31 protein-coding genes and 1 pseudogene are annotated in these 26,968 nt (G+C 69.3%); 16 read left to right on the top strand and 16 right to left on the bottom strand.

Features of this window, described 5'->3' with window-relative positions; genetic code table 11:
• Positions 1-29: 29 nt before the first annotated feature.
• Complete coding sequence (ppk2, locus tag BDD16_RS09180) at positions 30-1,211, bottom strand: polyphosphate kinase 2 (protein ID WP_179633667.1); 1,182 nt, start codon at positions 1,209-1,211, stop codon at positions 30-32.
• A gap of 186 nt (positions 1,212-1,397) precedes the next feature.
• Between ppk2 and purT the strand changes: the two genes are divergently transcribed.
• The 4 genes from purT to BDD16_RS23300 all read left to right on the top strand — a co-directional run bounded on the left by purT (position 1,398) and on the right by BDD16_RS23300 (position 5,777).
• Positions 1,398-2,600, top strand: a complete 1,203-nt coding sequence (gene purT / locus BDD16_RS09175) for a formate-dependent phosphoribosylglycinamide formyltransferase (RefSeq protein WP_179633666.1) — start codon at positions 1,398-1,400, stop codon at positions 2,598-2,600.
• A gap of 51 nt (positions 2,601-2,651) precedes the next feature.
• Positions 2,652-3,488: a ProQ/FINO family protein gene (locus BDD16_RS09170; protein ID WP_179633665.1), complete on the top strand. Its 837-nt coding sequence runs from the start codon at positions 2,652-2,654 to the stop codon at positions 3,486-3,488.
• A gap of 156 nt (positions 3,489-3,644) precedes the next feature.
• A complete protein-coding gene (locus BDD16_RS09165) occupies positions 3,645-4,136 on the top strand; it encodes a Cache 3/Cache 2 fusion domain-containing protein (RefSeq protein ID WP_179633664.1) in 492 nt (163 codons plus the stop codon).
• Positions 4,137-4,184: 48 nt separating this feature from the next.
• Positions 4,185-5,777 (top strand): methyl-accepting chemotaxis protein, encoded by a 1,593-nt coding sequence (locus BDD16_RS23300; RefSeq protein WP_179633663.1) that lies wholly within the window; start codon positions 4,185-4,187, stop codon positions 5,775-5,777.
• A gap of 92 nt (positions 5,778-5,869) precedes the next feature.
• Here BDD16_RS23300 and metK read toward each other — a convergent pair whose 3' ends face one another.
• Entirely contained in the window at positions 5,870-7,054 is a 1,185-nt protein-coding gene (gene metK / locus BDD16_RS09155) for a methionine adenosyltransferase (protein WP_179633662.1), read from the bottom strand.
• Between the two features lie 226 nt (positions 7,055-7,280).
• Between metK and BDD16_RS09150 the strand changes: the two genes are divergently transcribed.
• The 6 genes from BDD16_RS09150 to BDD16_RS09125 all read left to right on the top strand — a co-directional run bounded on the left by BDD16_RS09150 (position 7,281) and on the right by BDD16_RS09125 (position 12,196).
• Positions 7,281-8,180 (top strand): lysophospholipid acyltransferase family protein, encoded by a 900-nt coding sequence (locus BDD16_RS09150; protein ID WP_179636071.1) that lies wholly within the window; start codon positions 7,281-7,283, stop codon positions 8,178-8,180.
• Positions 8,177-9,073 carry an LpxL/LpxP family acyltransferase gene (locus BDD16_RS09145; RefSeq protein ID WP_179633661.1) on the top strand — a complete coding sequence of 299 codons (897 nt, stop codon included), beginning with the start codon at positions 8,177-8,179 and terminating at the stop codon, positions 9,071-9,073. Before BDD16_RS09150 ends, BDD16_RS09145 begins: the two co-directional genes overlap by 4 nt.
• 379 nt (positions 9,074-9,452) lie before the next feature.
• Entirely contained in the window at positions 9,453-9,923 is a 471-nt protein-coding gene (locus tag BDD16_RS09140) for a helix-turn-helix domain-containing protein (RefSeq protein ID WP_179633660.1), read from the top strand.
• Positions 9,924-9,939: 16 nt separating this feature from the next.
• On the top strand, positions 9,940-10,521 hold the full coding sequence (locus BDD16_RS09135) for an RES family NAD+ phosphorylase (protein ID WP_179633659.1): 582 nt from the start codon (positions 9,940-9,942) through the stop codon (positions 10,519-10,521).
• A 19-nt stretch (positions 10,522-10,540) separates the two neighbouring features.
• Positions 10,541-11,440: a diaminopimelate epimerase gene (gene dapF / locus BDD16_RS09130; protein WP_179633658.1), complete on the top strand. Its 900-nt coding sequence runs from the start codon at positions 10,541-10,543 to the stop codon at positions 11,438-11,440.
• 75 nt (positions 11,441-11,515) lie between these two features.
• Entirely contained in the window at positions 11,516-12,196 is a 681-nt protein-coding gene (locus BDD16_RS09125) for a DUF484 family protein (RefSeq protein WP_179633657.1), read from the top strand.
• Positions 12,197-12,202: 6 nt separating this feature from the next.
• On the opposite strand, the gene BDD16_RS09120 is transcribed toward BDD16_RS09125, so the two are convergent.
• The 5 genes and pseudogenes from BDD16_RS09120 to BDD16_RS23395 all read right to left on the bottom strand — a co-directional run.
• Positions 12,203-12,547 carry a hypothetical protein gene (locus tag BDD16_RS09120; RefSeq protein WP_179633656.1) on the bottom strand — a complete coding sequence of 115 codons (345 nt, stop codon included), beginning with the start codon at positions 12,545-12,547 and terminating at the stop codon, positions 12,203-12,205.
• A 52-nt stretch (positions 12,548-12,599) separates the two neighbouring features.
• A complete protein-coding gene (locus BDD16_RS09115) occupies positions 12,600-13,532 on the bottom strand; it encodes an esterase/lipase family protein (protein ID WP_179633655.1) in 933 nt (310 codons plus the stop codon).
• A 7-nt stretch (positions 13,533-13,539) separates the two neighbouring features.
• Complete coding sequence (locus BDD16_RS09110) at positions 13,540-13,977, bottom strand: acyl-CoA thioesterase (RefSeq protein WP_310732817.1); 438 nt, start codon at positions 13,975-13,977, stop codon at positions 13,540-13,542.
• Between the two features lie 32 nt (positions 13,978-14,009).
• On the bottom strand, positions 14,010-14,351 hold the full coding sequence (locus tag BDD16_RS09105; RefSeq protein WP_179633653.1) for a hypothetical protein: 342 nt from the start codon (positions 14,349-14,351) through the stop codon (positions 14,010-14,012).
• A 59-nt stretch (positions 14,352-14,410) separates the two neighbouring features.
• A pseudogene (locus BDD16_RS23395) lies at positions 14,411-14,596 on the bottom strand (TetR/AcrR family transcriptional regulator); the annotation flags it as partial.
• A gap of 347 nt (positions 14,597-14,943) precedes the next feature.
• Here BDD16_RS23395 and BDD16_RS09095 point away from each other — a divergent pair.
• The 3 genes from BDD16_RS09095 to BDD16_RS09085 all read left to right on the top strand — a co-directional run bounded on the left by BDD16_RS09095 (position 14,944) and on the right by BDD16_RS09085 (position 17,005).
• Positions 14,944-15,486 (top strand): sterol desaturase family protein, encoded by a 543-nt coding sequence (locus BDD16_RS09095; protein ID WP_310732818.1) that lies wholly within the window; start codon positions 14,944-14,946, stop codon positions 15,484-15,486.
• A 51-nt stretch (positions 15,487-15,537) separates the two neighbouring features.
• A complete protein-coding gene (locus BDD16_RS09090) occupies positions 15,538-16,323 on the top strand; it encodes a YEATS-associated helix-containing protein (RefSeq protein WP_179633652.1) in 786 nt (261 codons plus the stop codon).
• Positions 16,324-16,444: 121 nt separating this feature from the next.
• The gene (locus BDD16_RS09085; RefSeq protein WP_179633651.1) at positions 16,445-17,005 is read left to right on the top strand and encodes an outer membrane beta-barrel protein; all 561 of its coding nucleotides are present in this window, start codon (positions 16,445-16,447) and stop codon (positions 17,003-17,005) included.
• 28 nt (positions 17,006-17,033) lie between these two features.
• Here BDD16_RS09085 and BDD16_RS09080 read toward each other — a convergent pair whose 3' ends face one another.
• Positions 17,034-17,708 carry a DUF1045 domain-containing protein gene (locus BDD16_RS09080; RefSeq protein WP_179633650.1) on the bottom strand — a complete coding sequence of 225 codons (675 nt, stop codon included), beginning with the start codon at positions 17,706-17,708 and terminating at the stop codon, positions 17,034-17,036.
• A 179-nt stretch (positions 17,709-17,887) separates the two neighbouring features.
• Between BDD16_RS09080 and BDD16_RS09075 the strand changes: the two genes are divergently transcribed.
• Together BDD16_RS09075 and BDD16_RS09070 are read left to right on the top strand one after the other, a co-directional pair.
• Positions 17,888-19,030, top strand: coding sequence for an alpha-D-ribose 1-methylphosphonate 5-triphosphate diphosphatase (locus tag BDD16_RS09075; protein ID WP_179633649.1), 1,143 nt, complete (start codon positions 17,888-17,890; stop codon positions 19,028-19,030).
• Between the two features lie 288 nt (positions 19,031-19,318).
• Entirely contained in the window at positions 19,319-20,647 is a 1,329-nt protein-coding gene (locus BDD16_RS09070) for a DUF4397 domain-containing protein (RefSeq protein WP_179633648.1), read from the top strand.
• Here BDD16_RS09070 and gshB read toward each other — a convergent pair whose 3' ends face one another.
• The 5 genes from gshB to BDD16_RS09045 all read right to left on the bottom strand — a co-directional run bounded on the left by gshB (position 20,648) and on the right by BDD16_RS09045 (position 24,171).
• Positions 20,648-21,613, bottom strand: a complete 966-nt coding sequence (gene gshB / locus BDD16_RS09065; protein WP_179633647.1) for a glutathione synthase — start codon at positions 21,611-21,613, stop codon at positions 20,648-20,650.
• Positions 21,614-21,697: 84 nt separating this feature from the next.
• Positions 21,698-22,117 (bottom strand): ExbD/TolR family protein, encoded by a 420-nt coding sequence (locus BDD16_RS09060; RefSeq protein WP_179633646.1) that lies wholly within the window; start codon positions 22,115-22,117, stop codon positions 21,698-21,700.
• Positions 22,098-22,772, bottom strand: coding sequence for a MotA/TolQ/ExbB proton channel family protein (locus BDD16_RS09055; RefSeq protein WP_310732819.1), 675 nt, complete (start codon positions 22,770-22,772; stop codon positions 22,098-22,100). Before BDD16_RS09055 ends, BDD16_RS09060 begins: the two co-directional genes overlap by 20 nt.
• Positions 22,773-22,777: 5 nt before the next feature.
• Positions 22,778-23,599, bottom strand: coding sequence for a 4-hydroxy-tetrahydrodipicolinate reductase (dapB, locus tag BDD16_RS09050; RefSeq protein ID WP_179633645.1), 822 nt, complete (start codon positions 23,597-23,599; stop codon positions 22,778-22,780).
• A 17-nt stretch (positions 23,600-23,616) separates the two neighbouring features.
• Positions 23,617-24,171 carry an outer membrane protein assembly factor BamE gene (locus BDD16_RS09045; protein ID WP_179633644.1) on the bottom strand — a complete coding sequence of 185 codons (555 nt, stop codon included), beginning with the start codon at positions 24,169-24,171 and terminating at the stop codon, positions 23,617-23,619.
• Between the two features lie 91 nt (positions 24,172-24,262).
• Here BDD16_RS09045 and fur point away from each other — a divergent pair, with 91 nt between their 5' ends.
• Positions 24,263-24,694 carry a ferric iron uptake transcriptional regulator gene (gene fur, locus BDD16_RS09040; RefSeq protein ID WP_179633643.1) on the top strand — a complete coding sequence of 144 codons (432 nt, stop codon included), beginning with the start codon at positions 24,263-24,265 and terminating at the stop codon, positions 24,692-24,694.
• Between the two features lies 1 nt (position 24,695).
• Here fur and hprK read toward each other — a convergent pair whose 3' ends face one another.
• From hprK to hpf, 3 genes are all read right to left on the bottom strand, one after another.
• Positions 24,696-25,655 (bottom strand): HPr(Ser) kinase/phosphatase, encoded by a 960-nt coding sequence (gene hprK, locus BDD16_RS09035; RefSeq protein ID WP_179633642.1) that lies wholly within the window; start codon positions 25,653-25,655, stop codon positions 24,696-24,698.
• 24 nt (positions 25,656-25,679) lie between these two features.
• The gene (locus BDD16_RS09030) at positions 25,680-26,150 is read right to left on the bottom strand and encodes a PTS sugar transporter subunit IIA (RefSeq protein WP_179633641.1); all 471 of its coding nucleotides are present in this window, start codon (positions 26,148-26,150) and stop codon (positions 25,680-25,682) included.
• A 246-nt stretch (positions 26,151-26,396) separates the two neighbouring features.
• Positions 26,397-26,744 (bottom strand): ribosome hibernation-promoting factor, HPF/YfiA family, encoded by a 348-nt coding sequence (gene hpf, locus BDD16_RS09025; protein ID WP_179633640.1) that lies wholly within the window; start codon positions 26,742-26,744, stop codon positions 26,397-26,399.
• Between the last annotated feature and the right edge of the window lie 224 nt (positions 26,745-26,968).

Raw genomic sequence — 26,968 nt, 5'->3', positions numbered from 1 at the left:
CCGCTTGCCGCGCGCCAACACCGTGGCAGTCAACCGCCCTGGGAGGGGGTGATCTGATCGTCCAGCACGCTCGACACCAGCGACGGCCGCCCGACGACCAGCGGGTCGGCCGGCCCGATGACGGTGACGTCCTTCTTCGTGTAGGGCAGCCGGTGCAGCACGTAGCGCATCGCGTTGAGCCGCGCGCGCTTCTTGCAGTCCGACTTGATCACCATCCACGGGCAATCCGAGGTGTCGGTGTGCAGGAACATGCCCTCCTTCGCGCGGGTGTAGTCGTCCCACTTGTCGAGCGAGGCCAGGTCGATCGGGCTGAGCTTCCACTGCTTGAGCGGGTGGCCCTGGCGCTCCTTGAAGCGGCGGCGCTGCTCCTCGCGGCTGACCGAGAACCAGAACTTGAAGATGTGGATGCCGCTGCGCACCAGGTTGCGCTCGAACTCCGGCGCCTCGCGCATGAACTGGTCGTACTGCGCGTCGCTGCAGAAACCCATCACCCGCTCGACGCCGGCGCGGTTGTACCAGCTGCGGTCGAACAGCACGATCTCGCCGCGCGTGGGCAGGTGCTGCACGTAGCGCTGGAAGTACCACTGGCCGCTCTCGACCTCGCTGGGTTTTTCCAGCGCGACGACGCGGGCACCGCGCGGGTTGAGGTGCTCCATGAAGCGCTTGATCGTGCCGCCCTTGCCCGCGGCGTCACGGCCCTCGAACAGGATGATGACGCGCGCGCCCGTCTCCTTCACCCAGGCCTGCAGCTTGAGCAACTCCACCTGCAGCCGGTACTTCTGCTTCTCGTAGCTCTTGCGCGAGAGCAGGTGGCGGTAGGGATAGGCGCCCTCGCGCCAGCCGGCCGACAGCTCCAGATCCGGGTTCACGCCCGGTGCAGCGCCCTGGTCCCGGCTCAGCAGCGTGTGCCGCAGCACGGCCAGATCGTCGGGCGAGGCGCCATCGATCAGCGCCTGCAACTGCGCCCGCCATTCATCGCCACCCTCGCCACGGGCATGGCGCGCCAGCAGGTCGGTCACCGCCAGCGCCTGCACCTCGCGGGCGGCCTCGGTCGCGGCGCTGACCTCGTAGGACTCCATGCGTGCGGCGGTGATCGGCGCGGACTTGTCGGCCATCACCACCGGCGTGGACACCAGCGCGACAGACTTGCGCGGCGCACGGCGGCGGGGGGCGGCAGGAACTACGGCATCGGCGCGCGTCTTGACAGTCATGGGGACTCCTGGGAAATCATCCTTGTTCGATGACACCATGATGAAAACGCAGCGCCCTGGCGTCCTTGCGCTCCATCAATTCCTGGCCGGATGGGCAAACCCTGACCTGGCACAAGACCACGCCCCAGCCGTCCCGCAGCGACAATCGTGGATTGTTCATCTGCGCCGCCCGCAGCGGACCGCCCCATGCAAGCACTCGGTACCCCCCATTCCCCGAACGCGACCCGCGTCATGCTGCTTGGCAGCGGTGAACTCGGCAAGGAAGTCCTGATCGCGCTGCAGCGCCTGGGCGTCGAGACCATCGCCGTCGACCGCTACGAGCACGCCCCCGGCCAGCAAGTCGCGCACCACGCCCGCACCATCGCCATGAGCGACCCGGCCGCGCTGCGTGCCCTGATCGAGGCCGAGCGCCCGGACGTCGTCGTGCCCGAGATCGAGGCCATCGCCACCCAGACGCTCGAAGCGCTGGAAGCCGAGGGCGTCGTGCGCGTCATTCCCACCGCCCGCGCCGCCCGGCTGACGATGGACCGCGAGGGCATCCGCCGCCTGGCCGCCGAGACGCTCGGCCTGCCGACCAGCCCCTACCAGTTCTGCGATTCGCTCGACGAGCTGCAGGCCGCGATCGACGGTGGCATCGGCTACCCCTGCGTTGTCAAGCCGGTGATGAGCAGCTCCGGCAAGGGCCAGAGCAAGCTCGACGGCCCTGCCGATGTGGCGCAAGCCTGGGACTACGCGATGGCGGGCGGCCGGGTCAGCCACGGCCGCGTCATCGTCGAGGGCTTCATCGACTTCGACTACGAGATCACCCAGCTCACCGTGCGCGCCCTCGGGGCGGACGGCCAGGTCGAGACCCACTTCTGCGACCCGATCGGCCACGTTCAGGTCAGCGGCGACTATGTGGAAAGCTGGCAGCCGCACCCGATGCACCCCGCCGCGCTGGAGGAATCCCGCCGCATCGCCAAGGCCGTCACCGACAACCTCGGCGGCCAGGGGCTGTTCGGCGTGGAGCTGTTCGTCAAGGGCGCCCAGGTCTGGTTCAGCGAGGTCAGCCCGCGCCCGCACGACACCGGCATGGTCACGATGATCACCCAGTGGCAGAACGAGTTCGAGCTGCACGCCCGCGCCATCCTCGGCCTGCCGGTGAGCACCGCGCTGAAGAGCCCGGGCGCCAGCGCGGTGATCTACGGCGGCGTCGAAGCGACCGGCATCGTGTTCGACGGCGTGGACGAAGCGCTGCGCGTGCCGAACTCGGAAGTCCGCCTGTTCGGCAAGCCGGAGAGCTTCGTCAAGCGCCGCATGGGCGTGGCGCTGGTGCATGACGCGGACGTGGAAACGGCGCGGGTCCAGGCCAGGCTGGCAGCGTCGAAGGTGCGGCCGCGGGCGGTGTGAGCGGCTTGCCGCCACAATGGAGCCCTTTTCTGTCCCAACGACCACCGCCCCATGTCCACGTCTGACACCCCGATCGTCCCTGAAGAGGCTGCACAGCCCGTCGCCGAGTCCATCGCCGAGCCCGTCGCGGATGCCGCTGTCGAGCCCGCGGCGGAACCGGTCGCGGACGCCGCCGTGGTCGAGGCTGCGGCCGTGGCCAAGGTGCCCGAGATGACCCCGTCGGAGTGCGCCCGCCAGCTCAAGGACCGCTTCCCCGCGCTGTTCGCCGGCAACGTCGCCAAGCCGCTGAAGCTGCGCATCCAGGCCGACATCAAGGAACGCGCGCCGGGCGTGTTCACCAAGGCGGTGATGTCGGCGTTCCTGCGCCGCCACACCGGCACGACCGCCTACCTGATCGCGCTGACCAAGGCCGAGCACCGCTTCGACCTCGACGGCCAGCCGGCGGGCGAGATCACCGACGAGCACCGCCAGGTCGCCCAGGAAGAGCTGGACCGCCGCCGCGCCGTGCACCAGGAGCGCCGCGTCAAGGAAGCCGAAGCCGAACGCGCCAACCGGGACAAGGCCCGCGCCGAGGAACGTGCCGCCCAGACCCAGCAGCGCGAAGAGCAGGAGCTGCAGGAGCAGAAGCGCCGCAACCGCGCACAGCTGCTGCGCGACTTCGAGAAGACCACGCTCACGCGGGCGAACTTCTGCGTGCTCAAGGGGCTGCCGGAGTCGGATCTGGACCGCGTGCTGGAGATCGCGCGCAAGGAGGCTGCCGAGGCCCCGGCGCCCCAGGCGGACCGCCCGCATGCGCCGCGTGGCGATCGGCGCGACCAGCGCCCGGCCGGCCCGCGGCGCGACGGTGATCGCCCGGCGCCGGGCCAGGGCCGTCCGCCGCGCCGCTGATCTATCGACACCGGAGGGCAGGAACTGAGCCGGAAGAAGCCCCGGTTCCTCTGCCAGTTTCCGGCGCCATGGTCGTCAGTCTGGTGTCAGCATGAATGAAACCGTCCGATCCGGGCGGTTTCTTCATTCTTCACACCTCATCTCGACTGGACTGCCATGAAGCGAATTCAGTTTCTGTCCGCTGCGATCCTGGCGCTTGCGGCGACCGGTGCCGCCCACGCCAACGACCCGAAGGCGACCATCGCCGATCTGGATGCGCGGCTCACCCGCATCGGCGCCGCCCGGCTGGAGGGCACCGACACCGTCGGTGGCAAGACCGTCCCCGCGCTCTACTTCGGCGACCGCAAGATCAACAACAACTACGACGTCGTCGACGCCGTGCGCAAGGCCCACAGCGCCACCGCCACGGTCTTCGTCAAGGACGGCGACGAGTTCGTGCGCGTCAGCACCAACGTGCTGACCCCCGAAGGCAAGCGTGGCGTCGGCACCCAGCTGGCCCGCAACGCCGCCTACGAGGCGGTGAGCAAGGGGGGCACGTACTGCGGCCCGATCGACGTGCTCGGCACCCCCTTCGACGCCTGCTACCACCCGATCAAGGACGCGGGCGGCAAGATCATCGGCGTCAGCTACATCGGCCACAAGAAGTGATGTCCCCCTGCGGCCGCATGCCGTGGCCGCGCTCCACGGAGTACGCCCATGAAACGCATTCACCACGCCCGTGACGCCGCCGGGCGACTGGGGCTGAGCGCGCAGCTGCACCTGGCGTTCGCGCTGGTGGTGCTGCTGACGATCGCGGTCGGCGCTGTCGGACTGTTCGGACTGCACCACGTCGGTACGGAAACGAACGCGCTGTCCGAAAAATGGCTGCCCGGCGTCGGGCGGATCGCCTCGGCCCGCGCGGCGGTGATCGAGGCCCGCGACGTCGAGATCCGCCACAGCCGCACCGAAGACCGCAGCTACCACGCGGAATACGAAGAGAAGATCGGCGCCGCGATGAAGACCGCCGACCAGGCGCTGCTGGACTACGGCCAGCAGGTCAGCGGTGACCAGGAAGCCGGCCTGCTCGCCGAGGTCCGCAAGCACTGGGAGGCCTACCTGAAGTCCCAGCAGCGCGTGATCGCCCTGGGGCGCGACAAGCAGCACCAGGACGCAGCCGACATCAGCGACGGTGCCTCCAGCACCCACGTCGACGCACTGCTGGGCGCGCTTGAAGCGCTGTCCACCTACAACTTCGAGGGCAGCCACACCACGAGCGAGCGGGCCAGCACCGTCAAGGCGATGGCGTGGAAAGGCATGCTCGGGCTGCTGGGCTGCGCCGTGGTGGCGGGGGTCGGCATGGCTTCGCTGTTCGTGCGGCGGCTGCGCAGGCAGCTGGGCGGCGAGCCGGCCACGGCCGTGGCGGTGGCGCGTGCCGTGGCCGCGGGCGATCTGGGCAGTCCGGTACCCGTGAATCCGGGAGACACCGAAAGCCTGATGGCACAGTTGCAGTCGATGCAGACCGCGCTGGTGCGGGCCGTCAGCGCGGTGCGCGAAGGATCGGAGCAGGTAGCAGCCACCAGCGGCCGCATCGCCCAGAGCAACCGCGACCTGTCCTCGCGCACCGAGGAGCAGGCCGCCGCGCTCGAACAGACGGCGGCCACCATGGAGCAGCTCGGCACCACCGTCCAGCACAACGCCCAGAATGCCCTGCAGGCCAGCGAGGTGGCCCGAGCCTCGTCACAAATCGCGGCCGAGGGCGGCGCGGTCGTGACCCAGGTGGTGGTGACGATGAAGGGCATCCACGAAGCGTCGCGCAAGATCTCCGAGATCATCGGCGTCATCGACGGCATCGCCTTCCAGACCAACATCCTCGCGCTCAACGCGGCGGTCGAGGCGGCGCGGGCCGGCGAGCAGGGCCGCGGCTTCGCGGTGGTCGCCGCCGAAGTGCGGTCGCTGGCGCTGCGCAGCGCGGATGCCGCGCGGGAGATCAAGTCGCTGATTTCCGTCAGCGTCGAGCGGGTCGAGCAAGGGTCGAGCCAGGTCGACCAGGCGGGCCGCAAGATGCAGGAGATCGTGGACTCGATCCAGCGCGTGGCGTCACTGGTCGGCGAGATCAGCACCGCCAGCGCCGAGCAGAGCACCGGCGTGGCGCAGGTCGGTCAGGCTGTCTCGCAGATGGACCAGGCCACGCAGCAGAACGCCGCGCTCGTCAACCAGGGGACGGCCTCCGCCGAGAGCCTGGCGGAGCAGGCGCAGGGGCTGGTCGATGCGGTGGCGGTGTTCCGCATGGAGTCGCACGGGCACCACTGACATCTGCACAGCCGATACAAGAAAGGGGCCGCAGATCGCGGCCCCTTTTTCCTTGCCTCTGACAGCGCGGGCCGTGGCGGGCCCGCCAGCACTCACAGCCCGGCAGCAGCGCGCAGCGCCTGTGCCTTGTCCGTGCGCTCCCACGTGAACTCCGGCTCCTCCCGCCCGAAGTGCCCGTACGCGGCGGTCTTCGTGTAGATCGGCCGCAGCAGATCCAGCATCTGGATGATCCCGCGCGGACGCAGGTCGAAGAACTCGTTGACCAGCGCGGCGATCTTCTCGTCCGGGATCACGCCCGTGCCTTCGGTGTAGACCGTCACGTTCATCGGCCGCGCCACGCCGATCGCGTAGGCCACCTGGATCTGGCACTGCTTGGCCAGCCCCGCCGCCACGATGTTCTTCGCCACGTAGCGCGCCGCATACGCCGCCGAGCGGTCCACCTTGGTCGGATCCTTGCCCGAGAACGCGCCGCCGCCGTGCGGGCACGCGCCGCCGTAGGTGTCGACGATGATCTTGCGGCCGGTCAGGCCACAGTCGCCTTGCGGGCCACCGATGACGAAGCGGCCGGTCGGGTTGATCAGGAACTTGGTGTCCGCGGTGATCCACTCCTTCGGCAGCACCGGCTTGATCAGCTCCTCGCGGATCGCCTCAATGAACGAAGCCTTCATCGTCGTCTGCGTCGCGCTCTGGTCCGGGTCGTGCTGGGTGGAGAGCACCACCGTGTCGATCGAGTGCGGCTTGCCATCGACGTAGCGCATCGTCACCTGGCCCTTGGCGTCCGGGCGCAGGAAGGGCATGCGGCCGTCCTTGCGGAGCTGGGCCTGGCGCTCGACGAGGCGGTGCGCGTAGTAGATCGGCGCGGGCATCAGCTCCGGCGTCTCGTCGCAGGCGTAGCCGAACATCAGGCCCTGGTCACCGGCGCCGGTGTTCAGGTGGTCGTCGCTCGCGTGGTCGACGCCCTGCGCGATGTCGTTCGACTGCTTGTCGTAGGCCACCAGCACCGCGCAGCCCTTGTAGTCGATGCCGTACTCGGTGTTGTCGTAGCCGATGCGCTTGATGGTGTCGCGGGCGACCTGGATGTAGTCGACGTGCGCGTTGGTCGTGATCTCGCCCGCCAGCACGACGAGGCCCGTGTTGCACAGCGTCTCGGCGGCCACGCGGCTGCGCGGGTCCTGTTCGAAGATCGCGTCGAGGATCGCGTCGGAGATCTGGTCGGCGACCTTGTCGGGGTGACCTTCCGAGACGGATTCGGATGTGAAGAGGAAATCGTTCGCCACTTATAAACTCCTGAAGTCGGACAAGCTGATCGGGGCGTGTCGCCGTGCTATTCGGGAGCCTGCGGCGAACGCTTTAGCGGTTTGGTTCAACTTCAGCACTTCTCATTGAGAAATCTGGAAGAAGCGTGCCTGATTCGACGTCGTGGTGTCGGCTCCGGCCCGTCGCCCCGCAAGTTGTTCCTTAACTCGGCGAACTTTCAATTCTAGCCCTGCCCCCAGCATCGTGATTTCAACCCTGTTCCGAGTGGGCGCACGCACGCCCCTGCCCCTGCTGCACGCCATCGGCGGGCTGCTGGGCTGGCTGGCCTGGCTGGGTTCGCCCACCTACCGCCGCCGCCTGCGTGACCACGTGGCCCAGGCCGGTGTGCCGTGGCCAGCGGCGCGCCCGGCGATCGCCTCGGCCGGCCGCATGGTGGCGGAGCTGCCCTGGCTGTGGAGCCGCGGCCCCGACGAGCGCCTGGGCGATCTGGTGCGCTGGGAAGGGGTGGATCTGCTGGAGGCAACACTGGCCGAAGGCCGCGGGCTGGTGCTGCTGACGCCGCACCTGGGCTGTTTCGAGATCATCGGCCAGGCCTACGCCGAACGCTTCGGCGCCCGGTATCCGATGACCGCGCTGTACCGCCCGGCCCGCAAGGCCTGGCTGCGCGATCTGGTGGCGCAGTCCCGCAACCGGGCCGGCCTGGAGATGGCGCCGGCCACGCTGGCCGGGGTGCGCCAGATGATCCGAGCGCTGCGCAAGGGCGGCACGATCGGCCTGCTGCCGGACCAGGTGCCGCCCGAGGGCATGGGCGTGTGGGCGCCGTTCTTCGGCCGCGAGGCTTACACGATGACGCTGGCGACGCGGCTGGTGGCGCAGACCGGCGCCCACTGGCTGCTGCTGAGCTGCGAGCGGCTGCCGGCCGGGCGTGGCTTCGTGGTCCGCGTCAGCCCGCCGGCCGAGCCGCTGCCCGACGCACGCGCGGAGCCGGACCCCGACCGGCTGGCCGCACTGGGCGCGGGTGTGGTCAATCGCGCGATGGAAACACTGATCCGCCAGAATCCCGGCCAGTACCTCTGGGGCTACCACCGCTACAAGGCGCCTCGGCCGATCGACACCCCTGCCCCAACGCCGACCGACCCCGCATGAAATCGTTCCTCTCCCGCGCTGGCGCCCATGCGGTGCTGGGCATGCTGTGGCTGCTGCACTGGCTGCCGATGGGCGCGCAACACCGGCTAGGCCTGGGGCTGGGTGCGCTGCTGTGGAAGTTCGGCAAGTCACGCCGGCGCATCGCGCTGCGCAACCTCGAACTCTGCATGCCCGAGAAGCCCCTCGCCGAGCGCGAGGCCATCGCCCGCGCCCACTTCGGCTGGCTGGGCCGCAGCTTCCTGGAGCGAGGCGTGCTCTGGTACGCCTCGCGTGAACGCCTGCAGCGGCTGATCCACGTCGAAGGCGACGTGAAGCTCGCCGAGCGCAGCGACCGCCCGGTGATGTGGCTCGTGCCGCACTTCCTGGCGCTGGACGCGGTCGGCATCGGCCTGCTGCTCAACCAGACGCGCCACGCCGGCTCGATCTACCAGGCCCAGACCAACCCCGTCTTCGACGCCGCCGTGCGCCGCGGCCGGCTGCGCTTCGGTGGCGTGGAGGTGTATGCGCGGCAGGAAGGCGCACGGGCGCTGATGCGGGCGATCAAGCGCGGGGATGCGTTCTTCAACCTGCCGGACATGGATTTCGGCGCGAAGGACGCGGCCTTCGTGCCCTTCTTCGGCGTGCCGGCGGCGACGCTGCTGGCGCCGTCGCGCATGGCGCACCTGCTGAACATGACCGTGCAGCCGGTGGTCGGCGAGATGCTGCCGGGTGGCCAGGGCTGGCGCATGCGCGTGCTCGACCCCTGGCCCGATTTCCCGACAGCGGATGCCGAGGCCGACACGGCGCGCATCAACCGCTGGATCGAGGAGGAGGTGCGCAAGATGCCGGAGCAGTATCTGTGGGTGCACAAGCGGTTCAAGACGCGGCCGGTGGGGGAGGCGGGGTTGTATTGAGCTACACTTCCCAACTTAACGAGATTGACGAAATGTCGAGCCCAAAGGGGAAGTAGCACATGCTTGCGGTAATGCTCGACTCTGATCCATCGACTGTCTCAACTGCATACGAAGAGATGCGTTCGGCGTACTTGGAATACGCCAGGAGCGTGATCTGCGGACCAAGTGCCGCAGAGGCAGATGCGTATGAGGGCTATCGAAAAGCAGTCAAGACATCCATGCTTTTGCTGCTTGCGAGCACACAGCAAAAGCATGCACTTCCACGCGGAGACAAAGGACTCGGGCACGCTCATCGCAATACCTCGCGTGGATTTTTCAGTCAGACCAAGGTCAACGGCCGCAACGCGCCATGACACACGGCACCTCAGTCATCCCCACCATGAAACCCCACACGACTGAAACCCCGACGTCTTCCGCCATTCCACGCCGAAGCACACGCGCCGCCCAACCTTCGCCCTACCTGAGTGCCTCCGAAACCAGCACCCTGCTCCATGCCAGTCTCGACAGCCGCCTGCGCCGCCTCGATCAGGCCGACATGATGACCACCGACGAAGCCGCCGCCCTGCTCGGCACGAGTCGTGTGACCGTCAACGCCTGGATCAACAAGGGTCGCTGCATCGGGCTGACGCAGACCAAGCGCGGCTTCAAGGTGCCGCGCTGGCAGTTCGAGCCGGCGCTCTGGGACCACCTGCCCGTCATCGGTCAGGCACTGGGATTGCACGAAGGCTGGGCACTGCTGAACTTCTTCGAGACACCGCACGGCGGCCTCGAAGGACTGACGCCGCGACAGGCACTGGAACAGGGTCAGGCCGAGCGCGTGCTCGACGTGGCCCGGGCGGAAGGCGCGTGAACCGCGACCTTCCCGCATGAAACTGAGCGACCTCACCTACTGCCAGGAACACACCCTCCCGCGGCTGCATTCGATGTACCGCATCCAGCGCACGCGCCGCACAGCTTGCACCGTAGCCATCGGCGCGGTGCGCCTGCCACCGACCGGACTGCTGACCGGCCGGTTCGACCTGCCAAACGCTCCCGTCGGGTACTTCGCGGAAGAGCCGGAAACGGCAGCCTATGAAACCCTCGCGCGGCGAGAGGCCAAGGCACTCTCGATGACGGACCTGGAGACGCGCAGCCTGCTGTGGGTGCAACTGACCGAGCCCGTCACGCTGCTGGATCTGCGTCCGCACACACCAACATGGCCGGTGCTGACCTCACTGCGTTTCGCCTGCACGCAGGAACTGGCCAGTGACGCCGCCCATCATGGCTATGCCGGACTGGTCTACCGATCGGCACAGCATTACGACCATGATTGCTACACGCTGTTTGCACCCGCTGTCGGCCTGCTGCGCCGCGTGGAAAGCACCCCGCTGGTTGACCGCCCCACGGGCGGACTGCATCGCCTGATGCGCGACGTGGCCCGTGGCGCGCAAATGGCGTTTGTCCCCTGAGCCCCGCGATAATTCCCCCATGACCGCCCGCCCCCCCCTCCCCTTCACCAAGATGCACGGCCTCGGCAACGACTTCGTCGTGCTGGACGCCACCCGCGCGCCGCTCGACCTGAGCGAGGCCGATCTGCGCTTCATCGGCGACCGGCGCTTCGGCATCGGCGCGGACCAGATCCTCGTGGTCGAGCCAGCCCGCGCCGCCGACGCCGATTTCCGCTACCGGATCTTCAACGGCGCGACGGGCGAGGAGGTCGAGCACTGCGGCAATGGCGCGCGCTGCTTCATGCGCTATGTGCGCGACCACGGGCTGACAGACCGCGACACCGTGCGTGTCGAGACGATGAACAACCGCATCGTGCTGGAGATGACGCCGGACGGCCGGGTCACCGTGGACATGAACCAGCCGATCTTCGCGCCCGCGCAGATCCCGTTCGAGCCCACCGGGCTGGCACCGCGGCTGGTCAACGGCTTCGAACTCTGGCCACTGGCGAACCCGGCCGATCCCGCGCAGGTGGTCGAGGTCGCAGCCGTGTCGATGGGCAACCCACACGCCGTGCAGCGTGTCGAGAACGTGGACACCGCGCCCGTCGCCGAAGTCGGACCGTGGGTCGAGGCGCATGCAACTTTTCCGCGCAAGGTCAACGCTGGCTTCCTGCAGGTCGTCGACCGCGGCCATGTCCGGCTGCGCGTGTACGAACGCGGCGCAGGCGAGACGCTGGCCTGCGGAACCGGGGCGTGTGCCGCGGTGGTCGCCGGTATCCGGCTGGGCTGGCTGGACGCGGTGGTCGACGTGGACACCCGCGGCGGGCAGCTCACCATCGCCTGGGACGGCATCGGCCACAGCGTGCGCATGACCGGGCCAGCCGTGACGGTATTCGAAGGCACCGTGGCGTTCCCGGACCGAGATTGCCGGTTCACTTGATTCCGGCAATGAAGGCTGGTCCCTGACCGGCTTTTCCTGCGCATTGCCGCAAAACCCTGCGATACCCTGCTGCCCATGAGCACGCAGGGCATCTCCGAAATCGACATCGCCAGCTACCTGGTCCGCACGCCCGGTTTTTTCGAGCGGCACGCCGAACTGCTGACCCACGTCGAACTGGCCAATCCGCACGGCCCGCGGGCGGTGTCGCTGCAGCAACGCCAGATGGAGATGCTGCGCGAGCGCATCCGCGGCCTGGAACGGCGGCTGATGGACATGATCCGCCACGGCCAGGACAACGCCGCATTGACCGACCGCCTGCACCAGTGGGTGTGCGCGCTGATGCTGGTGACCGACCCGCGCGACATCCCCGACATGCTGGTGATCGACCTGCAGGAACAGTTCCAGATCCCGCAGGTCGCCATGCGGCTGTGGGACGTGGCACCAGCCTATGCCAGCGAGCCGGTGGCCCGCAGCGTCGGGCCGGATCTGCAACGCTTCGCCTCCAGCCTGCGCACACCGTATTGCGGCGCCAACACCACCTTCGAGGCGGTGCGCTGGCTCGGCCATCCTTCGGCCGTGGCGTCGCTGGCGCTGCTGCCGCTGCGGCGCAGCTACTCGGGACCGGCGTTCGGCATGCTGGTGCTCGGCTCGCCCGACCCGACCCGCTACACGCCCGAGATGGGCACCGACATCCTGATGCGCATCAGTGAACTCGCCAGCGCCGCGGTGACGCGGCTGCTGCCCACGGCAGACTGAACGCGATCAGCGCTCCACCGGCGCGGCGACGGTCTCGGCGTCTGCAGCCACGTACATCGACGACAGCGCCACGGTTTCGACCGCCGCCACGGCCGTGACATCCGACACCGGCTGCGGTGCAGCACCAAGCAGGTGGTGACGTCCACCACCGTGCCCACCACCGTGCCCACCACCGTGCCCACCACCGTGCCCACCACCGTGCCCACCGCCGTGTCCACCGCCACGCCCCCCGAACCCGCCACCCGGCCCGCAGACGCTGAGCACCGGCGACATCACGCAGCACCCCGTCGTTGCCACCACCAGCAAGGCCAGCGAGCCGGCCCGAACCACATCGCGCATCTGCATCTGCATCAGGAATCCCCTCAGGACATGAACGTCTCGTGGAACAACGTCCGGCAGGGACTCACGTTGACCCAGACTCCCGCAAGGCCAGCACCAGCGTGAAGACTGCCGGGTCGTCGAGCAGATCCTGGTGCGCACGGCCAGGCTGGTGGATGGGCGCCGCGCCGTCCAGCGTCGCGCAGCGCGGCGGAAAGGTGACGTTGTCGCACGCACTCCAGACGCAGATGAACCGCGCCCGCCACGCCGCCGATTCGCTGGCCGCCAGCCCCTGCAGCCACGGGCTGTCCCGGCGCATCTGGATCGCGTTGGGCCGCCGCCCGAAGCGGGCGAGCCAGGTGCCGCGGTGCGGCGTGCCGATCGTCAGGACGTGGTGGACACGGGCATCTGTCGCCGCAGCGTCCTCCCCGCGCAGCAGCCGCGACCGCCGCCACGCGCGCACCGCCAGACCACCCATGCTGTGGCAGACCACCAGCGGCGCCTGCCCGGTGGCGCGCTGGAGCTGCACCAGCGCGGCGTCGATCTGGTCCGCATAGTCTTCGATCGAGCAGAACACCGGCTCCAGGCTCACGCTGACAACCGGGACGCCCAGCGCCTGCAGCCGCGGATACCACGGGTTCCAGAAGCCGCGGTTGCACAGGTAGCCGTGGACCAGCAGCACGCCGCGCCCGCCCGTGCCCGCCCCGGTCGGCGTGTCCGGCCAGCGCTGGCTGGCAAACGGCATTGCCCAGCCGAAGGCCAGGGTCGACGACCACAGCTCGCGCGCCCAGGCCCGGCACCGCGCTGCCACGCTCGGCCGCGGCGCCGGATCCTGGCCGTGGACCGCCGCCGCCATCGCCTGCTCCAGCGCGAGGGCCAGCGCATTCAGGCCCAGCAGCGCCAGCACCGGCCCGAGCGTGGCGCCGAGGCCGAACCCCTGCCGGAAACACCAGCCAACCCAGCCGGCCACGCCCAGCGCACCGACCAGCCCGATCCACCGCAACAGGCGCGCGAGCACCCCGGCCTCAACCCGGCCGCACGAGCTGCGCCAGCGCGGCACGGATCGACGCCGGAATGGCCACCGGGCGCTGCGTCGCGGTGTCCACGAACACATGCACCATGCGGCCGACCGCGCAGGCGTCCGGCGCGCCCGGCTTGAACAGGCCGGTCTCGTAGGTCACCGAGGAGTTGCCGAGCTTGACCACCGCCACGCCGATGTCCACCTCGCCCGGGTAGGCAACCGGGGCGAAGAAATCGCATTCGGAGCGCACGATGAAGCCGACCACGTCGCCGCGGTGGATGTCGAGCTGGCCCTCGGCAATGAGGTAGGCGTTGATGACGCTGTCGAAGTACTGGTAGTAGATGGCGTTGTTGACATGGCCGTAGCAGTCGTTGTCGGTCCAGCGGGTGGTGACGCGGTGGTGGTGGGGGAAGTCGGCGGAGGTGGGGCGGGGAGCAGACACGGCAACAGTCCAGAGGGTAGAGGCCAGAATTGTCATCCGGCACAGGATGCCGGACCGTGATCTCCCCCGCCATCCTCCAGGCCATCTCCACACCCACACCCCGCTTGAACACCGGCACCCGCACTGAACCCGCGGAACAGCGCCTCGACCTCCTGCGGCGACCGATCCGGCACGCTGCCCAGCCACCAGACCAGCAACTGGAACAGCGCGCCGGCCAGGCAATGCGCCCTGGCGCGGGCCGGCCAGTCGGCGTCGAGGCGAAGGCCCAGGTCCTGCTCGACCAGTTCCACCAGCATCTCGCGGAAGCGTTCCTGCACGATCTGCCCGGAGCGCCGCCCGAGCAGCGCCCGGAACACCTGCTGCTGCGCGTGCACATGGCGATCAGTCCCCCCAGGAAGGCGAGCGGCTCGGCGAGGCTGCCGCGCAGCAGCGCCTCCTTGTTGGGAAAGTGCAGGTAGAAGGTGGAACGGCCGATGTCGGCACGCACGCACAGGGCCTGCACGTCGATGTCGTCCCAGCCGCGCTCGACCAGCAGCGCCAGCAGGGCGTCGCGCAGCGCCTCGCGGGTGCGACGGACACGGCGATCGGGACGGACGGGCACAGGTTCAGGGACAGACATGGGGCACTACCGGAGGCGATGCTGGACACGCAGGCGGGACGTGTCCGGTTCCGGACCAAGACAGCGCCGGTGATCTGGCGCCGCACGCGGCCGGCCACGACCATCGTGGACACCTCCCCATTATTGGACACGCTGTCCACCTGCCGCGATGCCGAAACTGCCCCACCTGTCCCCCTTGTCCAGCCCGCCCGGCCTGCCCGCGCTTCCTGCAGCGCGACCTGCCCTTCCTGCTGCTGGGGGCGGCAACGCTCGGGGCGACGCAGTGGGCGGCGACGGGGCTCGCCACCCAGCTCGCCCTCACGCGCGGTCAGGCGCTGGCTGGCTGGCCGCTGCTGCCGGCGGTGGGCGTGTCGCTGCTGCTCACCGACGGGCTCTGGTACGCCGTGCACCGCTACAGCCACGAAAGCCGCAGCCGCCTCGGGCAGTTCCTGTGGCGCGTGCATGTGGCGCACCACCTGCCGCAACAGGTCTACGTGCTGATGCACGCGATCGGCCATCCGCTGAACGCGGTCCTCGTGCGGGCGCTGCTGGCGCTGCCGCCCTGCTGGCTGGGCTTAGCACCCGAAGCGGTGTTCGTGGCGGGCGTGGTCACCGGCTTCCAGGGGCTGGTGTCGCATTTCAACGTGGACAGCCGGGTCGGCCCGCTGAACCACCTGCTGGTCGGCACCGAGCTGCACCGCTACCACCACAGCGCCGACCCGGCCGAGGCGGGCAACTACGGCGCCGTGCTGTCGGTGTGGGACCAGCTCTTCGGCACCTTCGTCTACCGGCCCGGCGCTGCCCCCGCAGCACTCGGCGTGGCCGATCCCCAGGCCCACCCGCGCGACACCCAGATCGCTGCCGTCCTGCGGGAACCCTGGCGTCCGCTCAGCCGGAACTGGACAAACTGAACCCTTGCCCCCTACGCTGTCGCCGCTGGCGCACCAACCGGGGGAACACACATGCCAACCGATCTGCTCGTCATCACCGAGGTGATGCTCCTCTCAGGCGCCCTGGGCGGCCTGGTGAACGGCTTCCTGTCCGAGGCGCCCGAGACGGCGCGGCTGGCGTGGTGGAAGCACGTCGTCATCGGCATCACGGCGGCCTTCATGGTGCCGCTGTTCCTGGCGATGATCTCGGCCGACCTGATCGACAAGATCCGCGGCACGGCGGGCCAGGCGGGCAACCCGGTGCTGCTGCTGAACCTGGCGGGCTTCTGTCTGGTGGCCGCGGTGTCGTCGCGGGCCTTCATCGGCTCGCTGACCGAGCGGCTGATGCGCGAGGTGCGCGACGCCCGCGCCCAGGCGGACGCCGCCACCACCACCGCCGAGCAGGCCCGCCAGCGCGCCACCGACGCCACCGAAGCGGCGCTGACCGCCCAGTCCGACGCCGAGACCGCACAGGCCCTCGCCCGCGCGCAAATCACCGAGGAGCCGGCCATCGACGCCGCGGAAGACGCCGCCCCGCGCCAGCGCTCCGGCCCGCCCAGCGGCGCCGGACTCGGCACACCACCCGCACTGGCGCAGGAAAAGCTGGTCCTGCTGGCCCTGACCGAAGGCGATGTCGCGCTGCGCACCGTCGCCGGACTGGCGCAGGACAGCCGGCTGGACGAGGCCACCGTGCTCACCGTGCTCGGGCACCTGCAGCAGAAGGCCTGGGCGCTGCCGCTGGCGGGCAGCGATGGCCGGCCGCGCTGGTTTGCCACCGCCGCAGGCAAGGCCCAGACGCGAACCGCCATGCCCGCCTGAGGCCCGCCCCCCGCCCTGGGCAGGCTGAAGGCTTGCTGAGCAGGGGCGGAGTGATTCAGATCAGTCGGGGAACTGCGGAGCGGCCCTACAGTCGGACCGTCTTTCCACTGACCCCGACACCATGCAAAAAAGCACCGCACTCGCCGTCACCGCCCTCACCCTGGCCCTGACCGCCCTGACGGCGCCAGCCGCCCACGCCGCCGACGGCTGGCAGTGGTTGCCCGCCTTCAACAACCCGGCCTGGAAGCCCGACGCCTCGCTGGCGCTGACCGGCAGCCGCATCGGCCCCGGCACCGGCCCGGATGCCAACGCCTGGGGTCTGGACCTGAACTTCAACTGCGGCCTCATGCAGACGCCGGACCAGCGCATCCGCAGCCACCTGAACCTGACGCATTCGAGCAAGAACGGCACCTCGGTGACCGGGTTCGAGGTGTCGCCGCGCTACACGGTGCCGCTGGGGGATGGCCTGTCCGCAGGTGTCGGCCCGAGCGTGGGCGCCTTCCAGGTCAGCACGCCGGGCAATGACCGGACGCTGCTGGGCGTGGGCGCCGCGGCGGGCATGAACTACCGGGCGGGTGCGCTCTACACCGGCTTCGACATCCGCTACCACGCGACCACCTCGCGCAGCGGCGTGGACTACGACCCGCTGACCTTCGGCGCCAAGGTCGGCATCAACTTCTGACCGGCGCAACGCCGGCGAGGGCCGGTGTTCAGCCCTTGAGCGGGTAGCGCCGCAGCAATTGCATCGGCGCCCCGGCGCTGGGCTCGACGTACAGGCTCAGCGCGTCGCAGCGCCACGGGCGCTCCAGTGCTGGCGAGAAGAACGTCCGTGCCAGATCGAGCCAGACCTGGCGTTCACCGGCATCGACCACCGAGTCGCTCAGCGTGCAGTGGAAGGTCCAGCCGTCGAGCACGTAGGGGTAGCCCCAGCGCGCCAGCAGTTCGGACTGGTGCACATCGAGCGGGCGCCGGCTCTGCAGTCGCTGCAGGTCGGCAGCCGTTGGTGGATCGCGGAAGCTGTCGAGGTCGCGCACGCAGGTGTCGGCCAGACGGTGCAGGGGGTGGTCCGCATCCAGCGGCCCGGCCGTCTGCAGCACGATGAAGTCCGCGAGCGTGCCGACCTCCAGTGCAGGCATGTCGAACGCCTGGAGCTGCCGGCTCAGCACGGTCAGCGCCGCATGCAGTCCCTGCATCGACGTGCCTTCGGCCAGCCGCATCGGCGGCTTGAGCGTGGCATGGAAGCCGTAACGCCACGGCGTGGCCCGCCGTGATGGCGGAGACGGGGCGAGGTCGCTGGACGGGTCACGGCCCAGCCAGGTGCATCCGGCTTGCCACAGGGGGTGGTCGACGGGCGGGGTGAGATAAATCGCGTAACGGGCGCTCATGAAGGAAGATTGCAGGCATTCGGCTGTCGCATAGCCTACAGGGTTCCGGCCGGTTTCGTGCAGTCTGGCACATCAAGTTTTCCGACCCCGGACCTCTCGGGTACCAGATTTTCAGGATGAGCCCCCCGTTGTGAACACTGCACATCGGCGGCCCATCTGCGCAGTGCAAACTCCCGAACATGCAACAAGAACAGGTGATGACCCGCGCGCGGCTGGTGCTGCCAGGGGAGGTGGTGACGGGCACGGTGGTGTTGCGGGAGGGTCGCATCGTCGATCTGGACCGCGCGCACTCGGCCCTGCCTTCGGCGATCGATCTGGACGGCGACTACCTCCTGCCGGGCCTGGTGGAATTGCACACGGACAATCTGGAGCGCCACGTCATGCCGCGCCCCAAGGTGCGCTTCCCGATGTGGGGCGCCGTGCAGGCCCATGACGCCGAGGTGGCCTGCGCCGGCATCACGACGGTGTTCGACGCGATCGGCGTCGGCGACCCTTACCACCAGGGCTTCCGCGCGCAGAACCAGGGCGAGCTGCTGCCCGTGCTCGATGCGCTGGAAGCCGCCGGCGTGCTGCGCGCCGACCACCGCATCCACGCCCGCTGCGAACTGCCGGCCGCCAACGCGCGTGCGCTGTTCGAGCCGTTTGCCCACCACGCCCGGCTGGGACTGATCTCGCTGATGGACCACACGCCGGGGCAGCGCCAGTGGTCCGATCTGGACCATGCCCGCGTCTACTACACCGGCAAGAAGGGCTGGACCGACGCGCAGTTCGACCACGAGGTCCAGCTCGCACCGGCCCGCCAGCGCGACCACGCCGGCCCGAACCGCGACTGGTTCTCCGCCTACGCCCGCGCCACCGGCATGGCACTCGCCTCGCACGACGACACCACGGCCGCACACGCCGACGAGGCGCACCACCTGGGCGCCGTGATCTGCGAGTTCCCGACCACGCTCGATGCCGCCCGCCGCGCCCGCCGCCTCGGCCTGCTGACACTCGCGGGCGCACCCAACGTGCTGCGTGGCACCTCCCACGCGGGCAACGTGGCCGCGGTGACCCTGGTGCGCGAGGGCGTGCTGGACGCGCTGTCCTCGGACTACCTGCCGGCCAGCCTGCTGGCAGCGGCCTGGCAGCTCGCGGACGAAGGCCTGCTCGACCTGCCCGCGGCGATCCGGCTGGTCACGCTGCAGCCCGCGCGCGCGGCCGGCCTCACCGACCGGGGCGCCCTGGCCTGCGGGCTGCGGGCGGATCTGGTGCGGGTGCGCGCCGTCGCCGGACACCCCGTGGTGCGCGAGGTCTGGAACGCCGGGCGCCGCGTCGTCTGACCCGCCGGCACGCAGGTGCGCGCCGGGTCGATCGCCGACCAGCAGCAGTTCGGCGCCGGCGATCGGCTCCAGCTGCGCGTGGTGGTCGTTGATGTGGGCGACGTGCAGCGTCAGCAGGGCCATCGCGCCCCGGTTGAACAGCAGGTTGATCGGCATCGCCTCGTCTCCGGTCGGGTCTGCCGCACTGTCTGGCGCCGACGCTGCTTGACAAGCGCCGCCCGCAAACCGAAGGTAGCGGACTTGCTCCGACCCACCACAACGAACATGAACCTGCAGGGGACTCCGACCATGCTGCACCGCCGACTCTGGGCCACCCGCGCCGCCACGACCCTGCTCCTGCTGGGCAGCCTCACCTTCCTGTCGGGCTGCGGCAGCAAGGACGACGGCACGACCTCCAGCAGCAGCAACACCGGCACGCTGCGCGTCATCAACGCCACGACCCAGCGCAGCGCCGTCGGCCTGCTGATCGATGACGTGTCACGCGAATCCGCCATCGAACGCGACGCCACCAGCGCCACCTACCGCGTCACCGCCGGCAGCCACACCATCGCGCTGGCCAACAGCAGCGGCAGCGCCCTGGCCAGCACCACCGCCACCATTGCCGCCGGCAGCGCCACCACGCTGGTGGCCTGGACGGGCGACAACAACGTGGTCAAGTACCTCAGCCTGGACGATCTGGAGGCCGTGCCCGCCAGCGGCCGCAGCAAGCTGCAGGTATTCAACGCGGCACGGGACGCGGGCGCGCTCGACGTCCACCTCACCCCCGCCTCCGAAGCGCTGGGCGACTCGCCGCTGCTGGGCAACCTCGCCGCGGGCAGCGGCAGCAGCGGCTACTCCAGCGTCAACGCGGGCAGCCACCGCCTGCGCCTGCTCAAGGCCGGCAGCGTGCTGGCCAGCGACGTGCGGCTCGACACCACCGTGACCCTGCCGGACGCAGGCGTCGCCGCGCTGGTCATCACGCCGAGCACCGGCGGCGTGCTGGCCCATGCGCTGCTGCTGCAGCCGGCCACCGCAGTGACGGCGCTGACCAACACGCAGGCGCGGGTCCGCATCCTCAGTGCGCTGCCGACCAGCCTGTCGGTGGCCGGCACGGTCAACGGCGCCACGCTGCCGCTGCTGGGCACCTCGCCAGGCTTCGGCAGCTATGCGCTGGTGCCAGCCGGCTCGTCCACGCCGCAGGTCACCGTCAATGGCGGCACGCTCACGGGCGCCTCCTGGACTGCCGCCCCGGGCAGCGACACCACGCTGTTCGTCTGGGGCACGGCCGCTGCGCCCCAGTTCGCCACGCTCAGCGACGACAACCGCCTGCCCGGCAGCACCAGCGCCGCCCGCATCCGGCTGCTGCACGGCCTGGGCAACCTCGCCCAGGACCTGACGCTCAACATCGCCGGCGCCGCGGTCACCACCGCCAGCCAGGGCAGCATGTCGCCCGTGACCGCCGTCTCCGCGGTCACCGACACCACGCTGTCGGTGACGAGCAGCAGCACGGCCGCCAGCGTCTACGAACTCACGGGCAAGACGCTCGACGCCAACGGCGTCTACAGCGTCTTCCTGCTGGGCGACAGCAGCCTGTCCTCGGGCAACGGGCTGACCACGGTGGTGGTCAAGGAGCGCTGATCAGGCCGCGCGGCGGGCCGCCACGGCGGCCTCCAGCGCGTCGACGAACACAGCAGCCACGTCGAAGCCCGTCTGCTGCTGGATCTCCTGGAAGCAGGTCGGGCTGGTGACGTTGATCTCGGTGACGCAGTCACCGATCACGTCCAGCCCGATGAGCAGCAATCCGCGCGCGGCGAGGACCGGCCCCAGCGTCTCGGCGATCTCGCGGTCGCGCGCAGACAGCGGCTGCGCGACGCCCTTGCCGCCCGCGGCGAGGTTGCCACGCACCTCGCTGCCCTGCGGAATGCGCGCCAGGCAGAAGGGCACCGGCACGCCGCCGATGATCAGGATGCGCTTGTCGCCGTGGACGATCTCGGGCAGGAAGCGCTGCACCATCACCGTCGTGCTGCCATCCCGGGTCAGCGTCTCGGTGATGGAGCCGAGGTTCAGCCCGTCCGGGCCGACGCGGAAGATGCCCATGCCGCCCATGCCGTCGAGCGGCTTGAGGATGATGTCGCCGTGCTCGGCGTGGAAGGCGCGCACGGCCTCGGCCTCGCGCGTGACCAGCGTCGGGCCGATCCACTCGGGGAATTCGAGGATGGCGAGCTTTTCCGGGTGGTCGCGCAGCGCGGAGGGCTTGTTGAAGACACGGGCGCCGTCGCGCTCGGCCTGCTGCAGCAGGTGGGTCGCGTAGATGTACTCGGCGTCGAAGGGCGGGTCCTTGCGCATCAGCACCGCGTCGGTGTCGGCCAGCGCCACCTCGCCCTTGGCGACCACGGCGAACCAGTCCGCCTGCTCGCGCCCGGTGAGGATGACCGTGCGGCAGCGGCGCGCCACGACCCGGCTGCCACGCCCCCAGACCAGGTCGCGTGGCTCGCAGACCTGCAGCGTGTGGCCGCGGCGCGCGGCCTCGCGCATCATCGCGAAGGTGGTGTCCTTGTACGTCTTGAAGGACTCGATCGGGTCAGCGACGAACAGCAGCTTCATGGTGGTCAGGGCCGCCACGCAGCCCGGCAGTTCAGAGAGTGGCGCAGTGTTGCACAGGCCCGGTGACCCTGCCGGCCGCGTCGGTCAGCCCGGCTCGGTGATGAAGGCAATCCGGCTCAGTCCGGCCTGCTGCAGCTGCCCGATCAGCTCGGCCACGCGGCCATAGGGCACCAGCCTGTCGGCCCGCAGCAGCACCTCGGGGCGCTCGCCACCACGGCGCTCGATGTCCTTCAGCCGCTCGGCGAAGGCGGGGGGTTCCAGCCGCTCCTCGCCCCAGTAGAGCGCGCCGTTGGCCTGCAGGCCGAGGCTGATCGCGGTCGGCGTCTGCTCGGTGGGGGCGGCGCCGTCGGCCTTGGGCAGATCGAGTTTCAGGCTCGACGTCATCAGCGGCGCGGTGATCATGAAGATCACCAGCAGCACCAGCATCACGTCGATCAGCGGCGTCATGTTGATGTCGCTGATCGGCACCTCGGCCTTGCGGCGTTCAAGGCGCCCGAAGGCCATCGCCGCGCTCCCGCGTTCCCAGTGCCATCTCGCGCAGGTCGTGCGCGAAGCCTTCGAGGTCCGCCTCGCAGGCGCTGACCCATTGGCCGAACACGTTGTAGGCCAGCACGGCGGGAATCGCCACCGCCAGCCCTGCCGCGGTCATGATGAGCGATTCGCCCACCGGCCCGGCCACCTTGTCGATGCTGATCGAGCCGGTGGCCGAGATGCCCAGCAACGCGTGGTAGATGCCCCAGACGGTGCCGAACAGCCCGACGAAAGGCGCCGTGCTGCCGACCGAGGCGAGCAGCACCTGACCGAGCTGCAGTTGCCCGAGCACGCGGTGCAGCGCATCACGCAGCAGGCGGGTGAGGCGGGATTCGGCATCGCTGCCAGCATCGAGCGTGCCGGGGGCGGCCTGCTGGAGCAGCGCGTCGAGCATCGGCACCAGCACCTGCTCGCGGTCGAGCGCGGCGAGCTGCGTGCGACCGGTCGGCACGTCGGGCGCCGACCAGAACACCGGCACCGCCCGCGCCAGGTCACGCCGGGCCCGCGTCAGCACCCAGCCTTTCCACAGGATCAGCACCCAGGCCGACACCGACATCGCCAGCAGCAGCACCGCGACGGTGCGCGAGACGCCGTCGCCCGCCGACCAGATCCGAGCCAGCCCGTCCACGCGGGTCAGCCCAGGCCGAGCACGTCGTTCATGCCGTACAGGCCACGGGCCTTGCCGGCGAGGAAGCGCACGGCGCGCAGGCTGCCCTGCGCGTAGGTCGCGCGGCTGCTGGACTTGTGGCTGATCTCGATGCGCTCGCCGATGCCGGCGAACAGCACGGTGTGGTCACCGACCACGTCGCCGCCGCGGATGGTGGCGAAGCCGATGGTGCTCGGGTCGCGCTCGCCGGTGACACCTTCACGGCCGTAGACGGCGCACTCCTTCAGGTCACGGCCCAGCGCATTCGCCACGACCTCGCCCATCTTCAGCGCAGTGCCGCTCGGCGCGTCGACCTTGAAGCGGTGGTGGGCCTCGATGATCTCGATGTCGTAGCCCTCGTTCAGCGCGCGGGCCGCCATGTCCAGCAGGCGCAGCACGACGTTGACGCCGACGCTCATGTTGGGCGCCATCATGATGGCCACGTCCTCGGCAGCGGCGGCGATCTCGGCCTTCTGTGCGTCCGAGAAGCCGGTGGTGCCGATGACCAGCTGCACGCCCAGTTCACGGCAGACGGCCAGGTGCGCCAGCGTGCCCTCGGGGCGGGTGAAGTCGATCAGGCAGTCGGCGCCCTGCAGGCCGGTGCGCAGGTCGGCGGTGATCGCGACACCGCTGGCCTTGCCGAGAAAGGCCGAGGCGTCCTGGCCAATGGCGGGACTGCCTGCACGGTCGAGCGCACCGGCGAGCACGCAGTCATCGGCCGCCATGACGGCTTCGATGAGCATGTGGCCCATGCGGCCGGTGCAGCCGGCGATGGCGATGCGCAACGGCGCGGGGGTGGACGGGGACATGGACACGGCGGGAGCGTTCATCGGACAGAGGTTTCCAGCGGAGGATAGGAGCGCAGCGGGCCGCTGGCCGCCGTGCCCGGCGCCTGCGCGGAACGGCTGGGGGCGGGCACGGGAATGGCGCGCAGCTGCTGCTCGTCGAGTTCAAGCACGGTCTTGCGCGACGACGGCTTGACCACGTCGATCGAGGCGACGAACTCGCGCTCGGTCGGCACGGAGTCGGCCTCGAAACGGGCGACGCGGTCGTTCTCGAAGAAGACGGTCACGCGGCGCTGCTGCGCGGGCGCGCCCTGGCGACGGATGGTGAAGACATAGTCCCAGCGGTTGGCGTGGAACACGTCCGCCAGCAGCGGCGCACCCAGCAGGGTGCGCACTTGGTCGCCCGTCAGGCCGGGGCGCAGTTGCGCGACCATGTCCTGGGTGACCACGTTGCCCTGCACCACTTCCATGCGGTAAGGCGTGATGAAGCCGAGCAGCGAGCCGTCGGAGGAGATCGTCGAGCACCCGGCCAGCGTGGCAGCAGCCACGAGCACGAGGGGCGACATGAAACTGGGGAAGCGGGTCGGAGCAGCCATGTGGTTTTGGTGGTGGACACCGCCGGTTGCGGCACATCCCGATATGATCCGGCCATTCTAGCGAGCCACCATCGGCCGAACCGGCAATCCCATGACGAACGCGGAAGAACTCAAAAGCTCGGGCCTGAAGGCCACCCTGCCGCGCATCAAGATCCTCGAAATCTTCCAGCGCGCCCAGCAGCGCCACATGACGGCCGAGGACGTGTACAAGGTGCTCCTCCTCGAAGGCGCCGACATCGGGCTGGCCACCGTCTACCGCGTGCTGATGCAGTTCGAGCAGGCCGGCTTGCTGAGCCGCAACCACTTCGAGAGCGGGAAATCGGTGTTCGAACTCAACGAGGGCGAGCACCACGACCACCTGGTCTGTCTGGACTGCGGCCACGTCGAGGAGTTCTTCGACGCACAGATCGAGGCCTGCCAGCGCGCCATCGCGCAGGAGCGCGGCTTCGCGCTGCAGGAACACACCCTGGCGCTCTACGCCCACTGCACCAAGCAGGACTGCACGCGCCGGGCGGTGAAGTAGTTCAGAGCCCCGGCTCGCCGCGGTCCATCAGGTCGCGGTGGCGCTTGATGAATTCCTTGTAGGTGTCGATGCCGCGCAGCTGCAGCACGGTGTTGCGCACCGCGGCCTCAACCAGCACCGCCAGGTTGCGCCCGGCGTCCACCGCGATGATCACCTTGCGCACCGGCATGCCCAGGATGTCCTCGTAGAGCGGCTCGTAGGGCAGGCGCTCGAAATCGCGCTCCAGCGTTTCCTTGCGCACCATGTGGACAATCAGCTTCAGGCGCATCTTCCGCCGCACCGCGGTCTCGCCGAAGATGGCCTTGATGTCGAGCAGCCCGATGCCGCGCACTTCGAGCAGGTTGCGCAGCAGCTCCGGGCAGCGTGCCTCGATCGCCGACTGCGAGACGCGGAACAGGTCCACCACATCGTCGGCCACGAGCCCATGGCCGCGCGAGATCAGCTCCAGCCCCAGCTCGCTCTTGCCCAGGCCGGACTCGCCGGTCAGCAGCACGCCCAGGCCGAGGATGTCCATGAAGACACCGTGGCGCGAGGTGCGCTCGGCGAAGTGCTGGCCCAGGTAGCCGCGCAGCACGTCGATGACGTGGCCGGCCGATTCGCGGGTGCAGAACAGCGGGATCTCGGCGCGTTCGCACATCGCCACCAGCCGGTCCGGCGGCGTGCAGCCATCGGCCACCACCACCACCGGCGGCTCCAGCGCGACGATGCGCGAGATGCGGCGCTCCTGGGCCTCGGATTCGGTCGTGTCCAGATAGCCGACCTCGCGCCGGCCGACGATCTGGACCCGGTACGGGTGGATGTAGTTGAGGTAGCCGACCAGATCGGCTGCCGACTGCGCATCGCGCACGGCGACTTCATCGAAGCGGCGTTCCGGATGGGCATGCCCGGCGATCCACTCCCACTTCAGCATGGCGCGGTGGGAATCGAACAGCGCCTCCGCGCTGATGACGGTCGGTTTCAAATCAGACTCGACTCGGACTCAGGCTCAGGCCACCGAGCGCAGTGGTTCCCAGCGGGAAATCATCTCGTGCAGCTTGACCGGATCGGTCTCGACCTTGAGCCGCTCGCGCAGCTCCCGGTCCGACAGCAACTCGGCGATCTCGGAGAGGATCTCCAGGTGGCGCTGTGTGGCGGCTTCCGGCACCAGCAGGAAGATCAGCAGCACGACGGGCTCGTCGTCCGGCGCCTCGAAGGCGATCGGCTGCGCCAGCCGCACGACGGCAGCCAGCGGATTCTTCAAGCCCTTGATGCGGCCATGGGGAATGGCCACGCCATGGCCCAGGCCGGTCGAGCCCAGGCGTTCTCGTGCAAAGAGGTTGTCGGAGACAGTGGCACGGGCAATGGCGTGCTGGTTTTCAAACAGCAGACCAGCTTGCTCGAACGCGCGCTTCTTGCTGGAAGCGTCCACGTTCACCAGCACATTGCCAGCAGGGAGGATCGCGGCGAGACGGTTCATCGAGATCGGGCGCCGGTTTGAGCATGAGCCTTGGCAAGCGCGGGTCGGGTGTGTTCGGGGAGCTGATTATAGGAATCAGCGCGGCGGCTGTACGCAGCATCTCGCCCTCGGAACAGGCCATGCAGGTCCCGGTTGCCGATGGGCAACGTTCAACTTGTTCATTTCTCTCAGAAATGACGACGGCCCCACCTGTGGGGCCGTCTGTCACCGAGTCGCAGGACCTGGGTCGCTCGACTCGAACCGCCGTCAGACCGCTTCGCCGGTGAGGGCAATGCGCTTGGGCGCGGTGTGGTGGTGGTCCTGCAACTTGTCCTTGTGACGCACGACCTGGCGGTCGAGCTTGTCCATCAGCTGATCGATCGCGGCATAGAGATCCTCATTGGCACTTTCCACAAAGATGTCACGTCCCTTGACGTGCAGCGTGACTTCGGCGCGTTGGCGACGTTCCTTTTCCTTCTGCTTCTCCACGGTGAGTAGCACGTTGACATCCACTACCTGGTCAAAGTGACGGGTAACCCGGTCCAGTTTGGTCAGCACGTATTCGCGCAGAGCCGGGGTAACTTCCAGATGATGACCGCTGATCGTGAGATTCATGAGGCCTCCTTTCGAGAGGTTGGGTGGGGAGACGCTGAAGCCAGTGTGACCATTTCATGAATCGCTGACAAGTCCTCCCTGTCACACCCTGCAACCGCCGTGTGGAATTGCCCTGCACCCCCGAATACGCGCTCGGCCCGCGGGTTTTCGAGCATTCAGACACACCCGCTTCCGCAGTGCAATAATTGGTTCTTCCCGCCGGCACAGGAGTTGAACTCGGACAG

This window comes from Sphaerotilus montanus (assembly GCF_013410775.1).
In the GTDB taxonomy this organism is placed as follows: Bacteria; Pseudomonadota; Gammaproteobacteria; order Burkholderiales; family Burkholderiaceae_C; genus Sphaerotilus; species Sphaerotilus montanus.
This window is presented reverse-complemented; position numbering and strand designations above follow the sequence as displayed.